13 protein-coding genes are annotated in these 13,622 nt (G+C 56.9%); 10 read left to right on the forward strand and 3 right to left on the reverse strand.

Going from position 1 to position 13,622, the window contains the following annotated elements; genetic code table 11:
* Positions 1–72 precede the first annotated feature (72 nt).
* The 9 genes from fabF to SVU69_02390 all read left to right on the forward strand — a co-directional run bounded on the left by fabF (position 73) and on the right by SVU69_02390 (position 9,361).
* On the forward strand, positions 73–1,323 hold the full coding sequence (gene fabF, locus SVU69_02350) for a beta-ketoacyl-ACP synthase II (GenBank protein MDY6941839.1): 1,251 nt from the start codon (positions 73–75) through the stop codon (positions 1,321–1,323).
* Positions 1,324–1,339: 16 nt separating this feature from the next.
* The gene (locus SVU69_02355) at positions 1,340–2,692 is read left to right on the forward strand and encodes an aminodeoxychorismate synthase component I (protein MDY6941840.1); all 1,353 of its coding nucleotides are present in this window, start codon (positions 1,340–1,342) and stop codon (positions 2,690–2,692) included.
* Positions 2,689–3,525 (forward strand): aminodeoxychorismate lyase, encoded by an 837-nt coding sequence (gene pabC / locus SVU69_02360; protein MDY6941841.1) that lies wholly within the window; start codon positions 2,689–2,691, stop codon positions 3,523–3,525. The genes SVU69_02355 and pabC overlap by 4 nt, the downstream gene beginning before the upstream one ends.
* A 121-nt stretch (positions 3,526–3,646) precedes the next feature.
* Positions 3,647–4,666 (forward strand): endolytic transglycosylase MltG, encoded by a 1,020-nt coding sequence (mltG, locus tag SVU69_02365; protein ID MDY6941842.1) that lies wholly within the window; start codon positions 3,647–3,649, stop codon positions 4,664–4,666.
* Between the two features lie 34 nt (positions 4,667–4,700).
* Complete coding sequence (gene tmk / locus SVU69_02370; GenBank protein MDY6941843.1) at positions 4,701–5,327, forward strand: dTMP kinase; 627 nt, start codon at positions 4,701–4,703, stop codon at positions 5,325–5,327.
* Between the two features lie 13 nt (positions 5,328–5,340).
* Positions 5,341–6,372, forward strand: coding sequence for a DNA polymerase III subunit delta' (holB, locus tag SVU69_02375; GenBank protein MDY6941844.1), 1,032 nt, complete (start codon positions 5,341–5,343; stop codon positions 6,370–6,372).
* Between the two features lie 11 nt (positions 6,373–6,383).
* On the forward strand, positions 6,384–6,734 hold the full coding sequence (locus tag SVU69_02380) for a PilZ domain-containing protein (GenBank protein ID MDY6941845.1): 351 nt from the start codon (positions 6,384–6,386) through the stop codon (positions 6,732–6,734).
* A gap of 221 nt (positions 6,735–6,955) precedes the next feature.
* On the forward strand, positions 6,956–8,566 hold the full coding sequence (locus SVU69_02385; protein ID MDY6941846.1) for an alkaline phosphatase: 1,611 nt from the start codon (positions 6,956–6,958) through the stop codon (positions 8,564–8,566).
* Positions 8,567–8,668: 102 nt separating this feature from the next.
* Positions 8,669–9,361, forward strand: a complete 693-nt coding sequence (locus SVU69_02390; GenBank protein MDY6941847.1) for a hypothetical protein — start codon at positions 8,669–8,671, stop codon at positions 9,359–9,361.
* Between the two features lie 389 nt (positions 9,362–9,750).
* Here SVU69_02390 and SVU69_02395 read toward each other — a convergent pair whose 3' ends face one another.
* Complete coding sequence (locus tag SVU69_02395; protein MDY6941848.1) at positions 9,751–10,407, reverse strand: GNAT family N-acetyltransferase; 657 nt, start codon at positions 10,405–10,407, stop codon at positions 9,751–9,753.
* Positions 10,380–11,183: a lysophospholipid acyltransferase family protein gene (locus SVU69_02400; protein ID MDY6941849.1), complete on the reverse strand. Its 804-nt coding sequence runs from the start codon at positions 11,181–11,183 to the stop codon at positions 10,380–10,382. The genes SVU69_02395 and SVU69_02400 overlap by 28 nt, the downstream gene beginning before the upstream one ends.
* Before the next feature lie 192 nt (positions 11,184–11,375).
* On the opposite strand from SVU69_02400, the gene SVU69_02405 reads away from it, so the two are divergent.
* Positions 11,376–12,716: a VWA domain-containing protein gene (locus SVU69_02405; GenBank protein ID MDY6941850.1), complete on the forward strand. Its 1,341-nt coding sequence runs from the start codon at positions 11,376–11,378 to the stop codon at positions 12,714–12,716.
* A 103-nt stretch (positions 12,717–12,819) separates the two neighbouring features.
* Here SVU69_02405 and SVU69_02410 read toward each other — a convergent pair whose 3' ends face one another.
* Entirely contained in the window at positions 12,820–13,506 is a 687-nt protein-coding gene (locus SVU69_02410) for a methyltransferase domain-containing protein (GenBank protein MDY6941851.1), read from the reverse strand.
* Positions 13,507–13,622 lie beyond the last annotated feature (116 nt).

Consider the following 13,622-nt stretch of genomic DNA (forward strand, 5'->3'; position numbering starts at 1 on the left):
GCAGCAAGCGACGGCATATTTCTATCGGGACCAGGGAAAAACTGTTAGCGGAAGTCTTAGACGGGGGTTAACGTGTCAAAGCGACGTGTGGTAGTCACTGGGCTGGGAGTGGTATCTCCGCTTGGGTTGAATGTGGTCGATACCTGGAAGGCCTTGACGGCCGGAAAGAGCGGTGCCGCTCCGTATAACGTCGACTTTGACGTCAGCAAATTTCCAACCCGCTTCGCGGCCCAGGTCAAAGACTTCGACCCCACGCAATCGATGTCGGCAAAAGAAGCCCGGCGCATGGATGTTTTCATCCAATATGCGATCGCCGCGGCGAGAGAAGCGATGAGTGATGCATCGCTGGAAGTGACCGAAGAGAATGCCGCGAGGATCGGTGTGTCCATCGGCTCGGGAATCGGCGGCATATACGGCATTGAGAAGAACCACACGCTCTATCTCGAGAACGACCATTCTCCGAAAAAGATCTCTCCGTTTTTCGTGCCGGCCAGCATCATCAACATGGCTTCAGGCAACCTGTCGATCATGCACAATCTCAGAGGTCCCAACTTGGCGACCGTCACGGCCTGTACCACCGGGACCCACAACATCGGCTTGGCTGCTCGAGCCATCCAGTATGGCGATGCGGATGTCATGATTGCCGGTGGAACGGAAATGTCGAGTACGCCGGTGTCCCTCGGCGGGTTCTGCGCCGCACGCGCTTTGTCTACCCGAAACGATGAGCCCGAAAAGGCCAGCCGTCCGTTCGACAAAGACCGCGACGGATTCGTCATGGGCGATGGCGCCGGTATCGTCGTCTTGGAAGAGTATGAGTCTGCCCGTGCCCGAGGCGCCCGCATATACGCTGAGCTTCTCGGCTTCGGCATGAATGCAGACGCTTATCATGTCACCCAACCCAGCGAAGGCGGCCGGGGCGCCGCCGATTGCATGCATATCGCCCTCAAAGATGCCGGTTTAAACGGCGATCAAATTGACTATGTCAATGCCCATGGCACGTCCACACCGGCGGGTGACGTGGCAGAAACCATGGCGATCAAGCGTGCTTTTGGCGAACATGCCAAAGCGTTGTGTGTGAGCTCCACCAAATCCATGACCGGCCACATGCTGGGCGCCGCCGGAGCTGCCGAAGCGGTCTTTTCTGTCCTTGCCCTGAGCGATCAGGTCATTCCACCGACCATTAACCTGGACAACCCCGACCCAGAATGTGACCTGGACTATGTTCCGCATACGGCACGTAACGCTGAGTTAAGCTATGTCCTGTCCAATTCGTTCGGTTTCGGTGGAACCAATGGAACCCTCATTTTTGGGATTCTAAAGTAGGTCGCCGCGCTTGCCGGTGGTTCCAGAGGAACAGACTTATATCGAAACATCGGGGGTCATCCCCGACTTGCTCGCGCTACACGAGTCCAACTCCAAGCGCTATCCGTTTTTATTGGAAAGTTCAGCTCGCCATGAGTTGACCGGGCGCTTTGACTTGCTCTTTGCGTTCCCCGGCGAGTCGCTGGTTGCAACACCCACTGCCGACGAAGACCATCCACCTTTTTTGCAGACATTGAAGTCGTGGTGGAGCCGGGAACGGGGGCAACACGCACCTCGGGATGATTGGCCATTCTGGGGCGGATGGTTTCTTTTTTTGAGCTATGAGCTTGCCGGGGAAATCGAGCCCAGCTTGCATCTACCGGCACCTCGAACGCCCATGCTGCCTACCGCCAAGGCCGTCCGCTGTCCCGCCGCTGTTATCGTAGATCACGTTCGCGCTCAGTCCGCCATCGTCGCCGAATCTCAGGAAATGCTCGATCAAATCCGTACGGATTTGACTAAGCTGACCCCCGAACCGGGCTCTCCGTTTCCCACCTGCCGACTCACCGAAGAACCCGCGGAAAAGTACCTTGATCGAATCCGGCGGGCAAAACATTACATCCGAGAAGGCGATATCTTCCAGGCCAATCTCTCGCGTTCATGGCATGCATGCTATTCTCGGCCGATCTCCGCGGCTGCTCTTTACCGTCGATTGAAACACAGTAACCCTGCGCCGTTCTCCGGCTTGGCGATGCTAGACGATCGCGCAGTCATTTCGACTTCCCCGGAACGATTGGTGTCCGTAAGGGGAGGGCGAGTGGATACGCGGCCCATCGCAGGCACCCGGCCGCGAAGCGCCGATCGGGATCAAGACGAAGCGCTGCTGACGGAGCTGATCACACACCCGAAAGAGCGCGCGGAACATGTCATGTTGATTGATCTCGAACGCAACGATTTGGGTCGGATCTGCAAGCCCGGCAGCGTTCAAGTTAGCGAAATGATGACCGTCGAATCCTATGCCCATGTCCACCACATCGTCTCCAACGTGATCGGAACTTTGCAAGATGACATGACGCCCGTCGATGTAATTCAAGCGACTTTTCCCGGCGGGACCATCACGGGTTGTCCGAAGGTTCGTTGTATGGAAATCATTGCCGAGCTTGAAGGCGAGGGTCGGGGTTTGTATACCGGTTCGATGGGTTATCTCAGCCGTGACGGCCAGATGGACCTAAACATTTTGATCCGGAGCGCTTTGCTCAGCGAGGACCAAGTATTTTTCCGAACCGGCGGCGGCATCGTCGCCGACTCGGACCCTGAACACGAACTGCGTGAAACACGCGCCAAGGCCCGTGGTTTGCTGGCGGGGCTTAACCGCCAAACGAACCGATGATCCGCGCACTGGTTAATGGCGATCCGAACGGATGCATCCCGCTGGATGACCGGGGCGTTCTATATGGTGACGGACTGTTCGAAACCATCAGAATCGTTCACGGGCAGCCGGACAACTGGGACGGACACATGCGCCGGTTGCGACGTGGTTGCACCCAGCTGCGGCTGCCCACTCCGCCTGTTGCTCTCCTGCGGCAGGAGATCGATCACCTGGCGTCCGGTCAGCACTGCGCCATCGCTCGAGTACAGCTGACATTGGCCGGTGGCGAGCGGGGCTATAAAAGGCCCGCCGCCGGACGCTTCAACCGCATACTCACGCTGCACGAACTATTGCCCTTACCTGCGCGCTGTTACGAAACCGGTGTCACCGTGCGCTGGTGTCATTTCCAATTGGCGGACCACAGCGGCTTATCCGGAATCAAACACCTCAATCGCCTTGAGCAGGTGATGGCTCGCGCGGAATGGGACGACGTCGAAATTTTCGATGGTTTGTTAACCGACCAACGGGGGCGGGTGATCGGGGGTACGATGAGCAATCTGTTCTTGATCCAAAAAGGGGAGCTCCTGACCCCGGATGTTTTCCATGCAGGCGTGGCCGGCACCATGCGAGAACGCGTCTTTCGCGCAGCTCGGGAACTCGGTTTGCATGCGACTGAAACGCCGGTGACGCCTGAGATGTGCCAACAAGCCGACGGCTTATTTCTCAGCAATGCCGTCCGTGGCATCGTGCCTGTCTCACGTCTAGAGCAGCAGAGTTTCGACCGGCACGATCTCACCGCTCAGGTGATGGAAAATCTGCAGGAGCCGCCATCGGCGATCGTATGCCGCACTTAGATTCCATGAATGCCAAGAAAGTACTGACTTTCCGCTCTGACGGAACGCTCACTCGAGCGTTTTTTGGTAAGGTGTCGCAGGAGAAGCCGCCCGTTACGCGGCCGTTTATCACGGGTTGAATTTGAGTTTTTCGCGCCTACTCATTGCCATTGTGCTTATTTTGCTTTCCACCGCAGCCGTGGGCGGGTGGATCGCTGTACGCTGGTTGGAGCACTATCGAACCACGCCCTTGTCCGGCTATAGCGATCCGGTCGTTTTCGCGGTGGAGCGCGGTGATTCCTTGGCCCGTGTCGCCCGCGAACTGACGAAACGAGATATCTTGCCCCATGAGAGACCGTTTCGCCTCATCGCCCGATGGCAGGGGGTCGCCGGCGCCATCAAGGCCGGCGAGTATCAGATCCAACCCGCGATCACGCCTCAAGCGCTGCTGGATCAGTTGGTGCGCGGTGAAGTGTTGCAACATCGACTGACACTGGTCGAGGGTTGGTCATTTCGGGATGTCATGGTTGCTATCTCGACCCATGACGCGCTCACCCACGATCTGAAAAATTCGACCGAACAAGAAATCATGGCCGCCATCGGGCGACCCGGCGAGCATCCCGAGGGACGGTTCTTCCCTGACACCTACGCCTTTGCCCGCGGAACCTCGGACATCACTGTGCTCAAACAAGCTTATGCAGCCATGGAGCGTCAACTGGCGGCGGCATGGGCTGAGCGGCAACCGGATCTGCCGCTGAAAACACCCTATGAGGCGCTGATTCTGGCCTCTATTGTCGAGAAAGAAACCGGACTACCAGACGAGCGCAGCCAAATTGCCGGCGTGTTTGTCCGCCGGCTGCGCTTAGGCATGCGCCTGCAGACCGACCCCACAGTGATATACGGGTTGGGGTCTCGCTTCGACGGCAATCTCACCCGCGCGCATCTGCGGGAAAAGACCGACTACAATACCTACCGCATTAGTGGTTTGCCCCCAACACCGATTGCCTTACCCGGCCGCGCCTCGCTTGTCGCCACCGTTCAACCGGCGTCGGGTGATAGCTTGTTCTTTGTCGCCCGGGGTGATGGCGGGCATGTGTTCTCCGCGACCTTAAAGGAACACGAACAAGCGGTGCGCTGCTACCAGTTAGGGCGCTGCAAATGACGAATTTAGAAACAAACAGTCACCGGAAAGCAGCATGAAGCGCGGATTTTTCGTCACCCTGGAAGGGGGAGAGGGCACCGGGAAAAGCACCAACCTGCCGTTCGTTTGCGAGTATTTGCAAAGGCACGGAATTGAGGTAGAACAGACACGGGAACCCGGAGGAACACGCATTGGTGAGCGAATCCGGGAGCTTCTGCTCCACGGTGACGACATGCCGTCCGACACCGAATTGCTACTGATGTTCGCGGCCCGTTCGGCGCACATCCAACAACGGATCCGACCTGCCTTGGAATCCGGAAAGTGGGTCATCTGCGATCGCTTTACCGATGCCAGCTACGCCTATCAAGGCGGCGGCCGCGGCATCCCGGAAGCACGCATCGCCGCATTGGAAGATTGGGTTCAAGGTGCACTCCGGCCGGATGCCGTGCTGATTTTCGATGCGCCGTTGGAGATCGCGATGGCCCGTGCTGTCCAGCGGGGTCACGCGGATCGTTTTGAGCGAGAGCAAACGGTCTTTTTCGAGCGCGTTCGCGAGACCTATTTACGCCGGGCGGAACAACCCGGGTATCACATCATCAACGCCGCATTGGAATTGGATCAGGTGCAAATTCAGCTGCAGGGCCTGATGAACCGGCTGATCGCCGATTGGAAAACACGCTGATTCGGGGGCCGTCTTGTCCAATCCATGTTTCTCCTGGCATACCGCCATTCTGGATCAGTTGAATCTTGCTCGCCAAACCGGGCGGATCGCACACGGCTTGCTGTTCCATGGTCCCGCCGGCGTGGGAAAACATCACTTCGCACGTGTTCTGGCCAAGTCATTGTTTTGTTCGCACCCGACGTCGACGGGGGAGGGGTGTGACGCTTGTCGCAGCTGCCGCCAGTTCGATGCCCAGACCCACCCCGATTTCCTGTATTTGACACCCGAGGAAGGTAAGGGCCAAATCCGGATCGACCAGGTTCGCGACCTGACGGCGGACTTGGGACTGACCGCCTTCTACGGGGGATTGAAAATTGCGGTGATCGACCCCGCGGAGGCCATGAATCCATTTGCCGCCAACAGCTTGCTAAAAACCTTGGAAGAGCCACCGGCTGATTCACTGATTGTTCTCGTCACCGAACAACCGGGACGATTGCTTCCCACCATTCGGAGCCGGTGTCAGATGATCCGTTTCGATTTGCCAGCCCAATCGACTGCTCAAGCATGGTTGCTGGAACAAGGGCACGCCGCCGATGCTGCGGACATTGGCCTCGGCTATGCAGAAGGCGCACCTTTGTTGGCCGAGCGTTTTCTGACCGAGAACCTGGTAGACATGGACGCCAATCTTGATCAGGAATTGGCGGACCTGATTCTGAACCGCACGGATGCCGTCACCGTCGCAGATGGCTGGAATCGCAATTATCCGCTCGATCTCGTCATGCGGGGAATGATCGGTCGGACCCGGGCGCTGATATGGTCCAAATTGGGATGCGATGGACCTGAGCCTACTTTTTTTCAAGCCCGACTCGCGACGGCCATTAAACAACTGGCAGAGCGCGCCGATACGGAGAATGCCACCCGGTATTTGGCTTTGCTTTACCAAAGCCGTACCTGGTTGAGCACCACGGCGAACAAACCGGCGCTTTTAGAGACCTTGCTGACTCCTTGGCGCCACCAACTACGTGGGCCGTACACCGAGTCCATGAATGATATTTTTAGAGGATAAGTTTTCGTTTTATGGACTCTCGCGGACCACAACAGGGCATTTTAACGCTCACTATCAAAGACAAAAGCGCACTATATGTTGCGTATATGCCTTTCATCAAAAACGGCGGTCTGTTCATACCCACCAATAAACCCTACCGCGTCGGTGACGAGGTTTTCATTCTCCTCAACCTGATGGACGCGGCCGAAAAAGTACCGGTCGCGGGCAAGATTATCTGGATCACACCGAGCGGTGCCCAGAACAAACGCACGGCCGGAATCGGCGTTCAATTCAGCGCTCAGGATGGCGGCAGCACCCAAAAGAAAATCGAAACCTATCTGGCCGGCGCCTTATCGGCCGAACGTCCGACCCACACGATGTAGCCCCATCCGCGTATCGGCCACAGCCTGAACGCGCTCATCTGCCATCACCGATCCGCAATAGCGCTGTCACCTAATTGCAATACCGGTGTTATGTGCGTGCCATCCTGAAACGCTAGCCTGCCCCCTTGAAGTTGAACGGAGGAGCCCGTCAACTCATTCCAAGCTCTTGAACTATGGGGGTCTCTAAGATGGAACGTCGCATGGGAATGGCTATCGCCGGAATGGCGATCCTCGGCATCGGTCTCACGAGTCAGGTGATCGCCGCCGAAACGCCGCGCCAATGGTATCGTGACGGAACAAAGTCCGTTCTGAAATCTGAACTATTGATCAAGAATCGCCTGACGGCCAAGAACGTGATTTTGTTCGTAGGCGACGGTATGGGTATTTCCACCGTGACCGCGGCTCGCATTCTCGAGGGTCAAATGAAAGGCGGTTACGGGGAAGAAAACATCCTCAGCTTCGAAAAGCTGCCCTATGTCGCGCTGTCGAAAACCTATAACACCAACCAACAAACGCCGGACTCCGCAGGCACCATGACCGCCATGATGACCGGAGTTAAGACCAAGGCGGGCGTGATCGGCATCGATCAAAAGGCCATTCGCGGAGATTGCGCCAGCATATTCGGCAACGAACTGAAAACCTTTTTGGAAGAATACGAAGAGATGGGTCGCTCCACCGGGGTGGTCACCACCGCCCGTTTGACCCACGCCACCCCGGCTGCGACCTACGCTCATGTACCTGAGCGCAACTGGGAAGACGACGATGATCTGCCTGAAGATGCCGCGGGTTGTAAGGACATCGCCCGACAACTGATTGAGTTTGGCTACGGTGATGGGTTAGAAGTCGCGATGGGCGGCGGTCGCCGGCACTTCTTGCCGGTAGAAATGGACGATCCCGAAGATGCAGGTGCAACAGGGAATCGTACGGATGGTCGCGATTTAACCGCAGAGTGGTTATCCGGCTACCCCAATGCGGAATTTGTCTACGATCAGGCCGGCTTCGATGCCATCGATCCATCCGCTACCGATCACCTCTTGGGGCTTTTCGAACGTTCCCACATGGAATATGAATACGATCGTGCGGGGGATACCGCCGGCGAGCCGTCCCTCAGTGAAATGACAGACAAGGCCATCGACATCCTGTCGAAGAACGAAGACGGCTTTTTCCTGATGGTGGAAAGTGGTCGTATTGACCATGCACATCATGCCGGCAACGCCTATCGTTCCCTGACCGATACCATCGAGTTCGCCAACGCGGTGAAAGTTGCGATGGAAAAGACCAGCCACAAAGACACGCTGATTCTCGTCACCGCCGACCACAGCCACGTCTTCACCATCGCCGGCTACCCGACCCGTGGTAACCCGATTCTCGGCAAGGTGATGGGCAACGACAGTTCAGGTGCGCCGACCGGAACCTTCAGTTCTGATGCGCTCGGTTTACCCTACACCACGCTAAGCTACGCCAACGGGCCTGGGTACACGGGCGCCTCGTCCGAACAAGGCGAAGGCCCGAAGACCTATCCGCACTTCGGTTCAGGGTACACCGGTATTACTTCGGGTCGCCCCGACCTAACCGCGGTTGACACCACGGACCCCAGCTATATGCAAGAAGCGACCGTTCCGCTGAGCAGCGAAACCCACGCCGGTGAGGACGTTGCGATCTATGCCGGTGGCGCGGGCTCCTACTTGATGCGGGGTGTCGTTGAACAGAATGTGATCTACCACGTGATGCGTCACGCGGCCCGGCTGAAGCTGAACGAAGTGATCGATCTGGTTCAGGAGATTGATCTCGAGCCGTACGCCGATCTGCTGGAAGACATCGAATCACCGTAAAATCCGGAGCTTACGAAACGAACGACCCGCGGGAGACGAGGCACCCGGCCTCGGCCCGCGGGCTTTCTTCTTATTTAGGCCATACCAGGACTGATTCATAGAATGATTGACTTCAAGTTTTTCGCGCCTATCAGCGGTCTGCTTGCTTTGATGTGTGTGATCCTTCCAGCCCATGACCTGGGCGCAGAGGAGTTGGGTCAGAGTAAAATCGCAGCCTTATATGAAACCCGCGTGATACAGATTTCGCACCGCCCTAAATCCCAGAACAACCAATGGCGACTGTGGCGATCGGACGATCTCGTGGCCAGAGAAGTCGGTGACCAATCCATTGAACGCTGGCACCGCGCTTCCAACGGCGAAATCGCTTACGACCGCATATTTCCTCAAGAAAAACGCGTGATCGAGTACGTACCGGGCGACTTGCGCGCACTGCAAAGCTACCCGGACTGGCTTGAAGTGACCCAATTGATTTCTGCCGATCAACTTAACCGCTTGCGTAGGCTGGAAAACATCCAGACTGCGGTCGGAGAAGCCGAACATTACCAGGGACAAATCGGCGGTGTGGATTGGGAAGTACACTGGTTACCGGAGGTGAAACTGCCGGCCATGGTGCGTACGGTGAATGGCGCCCGGGAAACATCGATTCACCTGCTTGAAATTCACCCGCTGGCAAACGCCCCCTGGCCGGTTCCCTCGAGCCGAGGCTACGAAGCAATAGACTACGCAGATCTCGGCGACAACGAAGCCGATCCTTTTGTCCAGCGTCACGCCCAACACGGCCATCACGAACATTAACGCGATTAGGTGGCGAGTGCGTTTTCTGATCAAAACGTTGTGACTTGGCGCATCGTGATCTCAACACATCGGGCGCCACGGTACCCGTAACCAGGCCATTGGCAAACAGCAGTGGCATTGTATCGGCTAGGTCGATCGTGGCGTCGATACCCAAGACGTTATCCGAAGCCACGTACCGCCAAGAAAAACGAATCGGATCATCCGAAACACAGCAGCGTGGCGACGGCTGCAAGAGGAATCGCGAGCCGGGATAATCCTTCGGGATCCAACAGACCTTAGAGGCAGGACAATCGACGCGCTCGTTCGACGCGCCCTATAGTGCGCATAATGTATATTATGTTAAATAACATTCAAACTCAGTGTGTACATCTCCTTTCAATCACGCTCAGTCAGGCCGACAAACGCTTATGCAATTGCTCGTCCCACCCTTCGGTGATCGACCGGAAAACGCGATTGCGTCGTCCAGCTAGGCGATGATAAGCCTCACGCAAATTGAGGATCAGCGTGATCCGCCGATTGGCGCAGTTCATTTCACCGACTTCGTGGGTCGCCACCGGCGTGAAGCCGAACACGCGCGTATGAAAGTGATACGGACTGTGTGTCTCGCCTTCAAATACGTCAGTGATGTAATGGGTAAAACCGCGAGCGATGGTGTCGGCCGTCGCAGCCCGCATCAGTGCCGCCACAATCTTCAGATGCCGGCGTTGCTTCGGAACCACAGCGAAACGCCCAATCTCCGCGATGGCGTTCTCGTTGATAAACCCCTCCACGTCAATGCCCGGGGTGGTCATTTTCAGGTTGTATTGGCGATACAGATGTAAGGGCGGCGCGTAGTGTACCCGGAGCACGCCCGCCGGCTGTCCACGCGAGGTGGCAAGAAACCACGCCACATGTTCATTATCGAGATCCTCGATGGGAAACACGGTGGATTCGTCGTCTATCCAGTGTTTTTCGTCGCGGTAAGTCTCTCGCAGCACACTCAGCGTTTCCGCCCGCTGGGCGCGGCTGGCAACTTGTTCTACATCGATTTCGTGGACGTTTGACATGCCTGCTCCTGCATTCTGGAAAGGGTCGGTTCCCAACGTTTTCCGCTCAACTGCCCCAGTTCGCTCATAATCCGCTCATGCCACTGTTTCACGGCTGATACGCGACGCTGCGTCGACCGGAACTGACACGGATCCAGGGGATCACCCACAACCAGCCGCATCGTCGGAAACGCCTCCAACGCGTCATGGCGCTTGGGCTGGGGAAATCGAATCCCAATGGGCAATACCGGGGTCCCGGTGTCTAGTGAGAGCTTCGCCGTGCCGATCTGGCCCGTCAGGAGACAATGAGGATCACGGTTGACCGTGCCTTCCGGAAAAATCCCTACTGACTCCCCTTTCGCCAACGATTGGCTCGCCCCCGCGAAACCGGTGGTTTGCCTCACAATCCATGGCCGCAGGGCGTTGAGTACTTTCGGGCGCGCGGGCTTTCGGACGACGGGAATGACGCCATTGCGTCGATACAGCAATGAAATTCCTGGCACCATCAGAAAGTTCCAGTCGGCCAGGAAACGAATCTGTTTGCCCTGTCGGTACCAAGCTAACAGGGGTGGCACGACGAGGGCCTCGATTCGGGTGCTGTGATTGAGGACGACGATGTAGGGATCGGGAATCTGCGTCAATTTGTCGGCACCCCGAACGTCTTCCACGAGGCGGCCAAGTGTAGCCATGACGCCACGCAGTAGAATGCGGTTCAACAGGTTATCGTGCTGATAAGGAATCGCCTGGCTGAAGATTTCACCGAACCCTGGCATGCCCGAACCTATTGCTGGCTGCATCCGGGCATCTTACCGCTCGGCACATTGCGGATTTTTTGCGGGGATATGATCGTGTCGTGACGGTCGCTGACTTCTATATCGCCGCCAGCACCCCTAAAATAACGGGGTTATCGCGTGGTCCGTTCGCTTCCACCCCGATACATTCTCTCAGTCCAACGCCTTATTGGCGTGGTATAGCCGGCACATCACCACATGCACCAGACCTTTGAAGAATTTGTGTTCGCCGTTCGCAGTGCCGGCATACGCGTCTCTGTCGACGAAGTGCTGACGGCTTACCGAACGGTGTCCTTGGTCGGTTATCAGGATCGGGATGTACTGCGTGATGCCTTAGCCGCGGTGATGGCCAAGACCTTGGACGACCGCCGGGAATTCGAACAAGTCTTCGACCGCTTCTTCTCCACCTCGGATTACCAACCCGCGTTGGAAAAGCTTGTCGAACCGAATGATGCCGACAGTGGGTATCAACGGCAGATCGCGCAAACCTCCTCCCCTGATTTCGGCTCCACTCGGTTGTTGGCGGCCATGCAGGAGGCCGCACGCCACGTTCGTCTCGACGACATCGAGCATCTGGGCCAACGGAACGTGTTTATGTATCGCTTGCTACGCGAGTTGGGCCTGGAGGCGTTGGATGAGGAGCTTGCGGGCCTTGAATCGTCGGAGAACCCCGACCACGAACAACTCGCCCGACTCCAGCAACGTCGCGAGGCACTCATCGAACAAGCCAAGCGGTATACGGAACGGCACTTGGCCCTGTACGGCAAAGGCAAGCGCGAAAGATTTCACCAGACATCGCTGCGGGAGAAAAGCCTCGCCAGCCAAGACTATCGCGATCAGGCCGAGATGCAACAATTGGTACGACACATCGCCCGACGTCTTGCGGCAGTCCATGCCCGTCGCAGCAAACGGGCACAACGAGGCCTTTTGGACGTGCGGCAGACCTTGCGTCGCAACACCGGCTATGACGGGGCTTTATGGGATATCCAATGGAAACGCAAGAAGGTCGACCGCCCGCGGATCGTGGCAATTTGCGACGTCTCCCGATCCGTTTCACCCTACAGCCGGTTTCTTTTACTTTTCCTCTATAGCCTGGCTGACGCCATCCACCGCAGCCGAACATTCGTTTTCTGTTCGGATGTGGCCGAGGTCACCAGCGCGTTCCAGGCATCCGAACCGACCGAGGTGATCGATACCGCCCTGACTGCGGCACCGAAGGGATACACCGACTACGGACAAAGCTTTCAATCCATGCTGGATCGCTTCGCCGACGCCCTGACGCCGAAAACCACGGTATTGATACTGGGCGATGCACGTAACAATCAGCTGCCCGCCGGGGCAAGCGCGCTTCGTCAAATCCAGCAGCGCAGTCGCGGCATCATTTGGTTGAACCCGGAGCCTGAAAACCGCTGGGGTCAAGGTGATTCGGAAATGGGAAACTACCGGCCGTTCTGCCGCATGGTGCGGCGTTGCGGAAATATCAATGACCTGGAGCGCGCCATCAACGACATGTTAAACGCGTTGACCCGCCAAGCTTAACCGCCAAAATCGCTGCCCGTTACCACGCAATGAGTTGTTCATTCCGCTGGCGGACCATGATCTCGGACGCGTTAAGTAGAGAAACGGACGATTACGCCAATAATTACTGAGATCCGTTCTTACGTGCACGCCCCATAAACATCAAACGCATATTTTCGTCTGTCCGCCGCCGACGCTTCCGATCGCTGCCATACAAGCCTGGGTTAATTCCTCGCATGTGAATTCCCGTAAACCCCACCGCTTCCAGCTTTCGTTTCAGTTCTTCGGGAGTCATGAACTTCTTCCAAGTGTATGAACCCGTTGGAACGCGGCGTTGCAGATAGGCCAAGTTCCAGATCAAACCAAAACGCGTTGCCCAAGAACGGTTGAAGGTATTGAAGAATAACTGTCCGCCAGGCTTCAACAGCCGGTGAAGCTCACTGAGAACATTAAGGGAATCGGATGTATGCTCCAGCACGTTATGACAAAGCACAACATCGAATGTTGTGTCGGCGAACGGCAGCATATTGGTCTTGAGGCGAGCTTCAGATAACGACGGGATGGCTTGCTCACCCGTTAGTTCCGGCGCGTAGAGGCTCATATCGACTGTCGACACCTGAGCGCCCTGCTTGGTGAGATACTCATTGCCCACGGTCGTACCCCATGCGGGTTCCAACACACTGAGCCCCCGAAAATCGGGCACAAACTGCCGATAATAATGATGCCGAGTAGGATCCAGATGCCCAAACGCTCCTGGCTCGCCGACCATTCGGCCGACGCCCGATTTCGACGCGAGAAGAAGATCACCCATACCCTAAAATCCCCCAAGATTCGGACGGGCGCGTGTTCCAGCGATGGCTGGTGCGAAACGCGATGGTGACCGCGTGGGCGACATCAAACCCCTTTTCAGCTCGTCGAATAACAACC

The organism is Pseudomonadota bacterium (assembly GCA_034189865.1).
In the GTDB taxonomy this organism is placed as follows: Bacteria; Pseudomonadota; Gammaproteobacteria; order UBA5335; family UBA5335; genus JAXHTV01.

Coding starts and splice junctions, on each gene's coding strand:
- pabC (MDY6941841.1), top strand. CDS start 2,689: ATGATCCGCGCACTGGTTAATGGCGATCCGAACGGATGCATCCCGCTG.
- tmk (MDY6941843.1), top strand. CDS start 4,701: ATGAAGCGCGGATTTTTCGTCACCCTGGAAGGGGGAGAGGGCACCGGG.
- SVU69_02380 (MDY6941845.1), top strand. CDS start 6,384: ATGGACTCTCGCGGACCACAACAGGGCATTTTAACGCTCACTATCAAA.
- SVU69_02385 (MDY6941846.1), top strand. CDS start 6,956: ATGGCGATCCTCGGCATCGGTCTCACGAGTCAGGTGATCGCCGCCGAA.
- SVU69_02390 (MDY6941847.1), top strand. CDS start 8,669: ATGATTGACTTCAAGTTTTTCGCGCCTATCAGCGGTCTGCTTGCTTTG.
- SVU69_02395 (MDY6941848.1), bottom strand. CDS start 10,407: ATGTCAAACGTCCACGAAATCGATGTAGAACAAGTTGCCAGCCGCGCC.
- SVU69_02400 (MDY6941849.1), bottom strand. CDS start 11,183: ATGCAGCCAGCAATAGGTTCGGGCATGCCAGGGTTCGGTGAAATCTTC.
- SVU69_02405 (MDY6941850.1), top strand. CDS start 11,376: ATGCACCAGACCTTTGAAGAATTTGTGTTCGCCGTTCGCAGTGCCGGC.
- SVU69_02410 (MDY6941851.1), bottom strand. CDS start 13,506: ATGGGTGATCTTCTTCTCGCGTCGAAATCGGGCGTCGGCCGAATGGTC.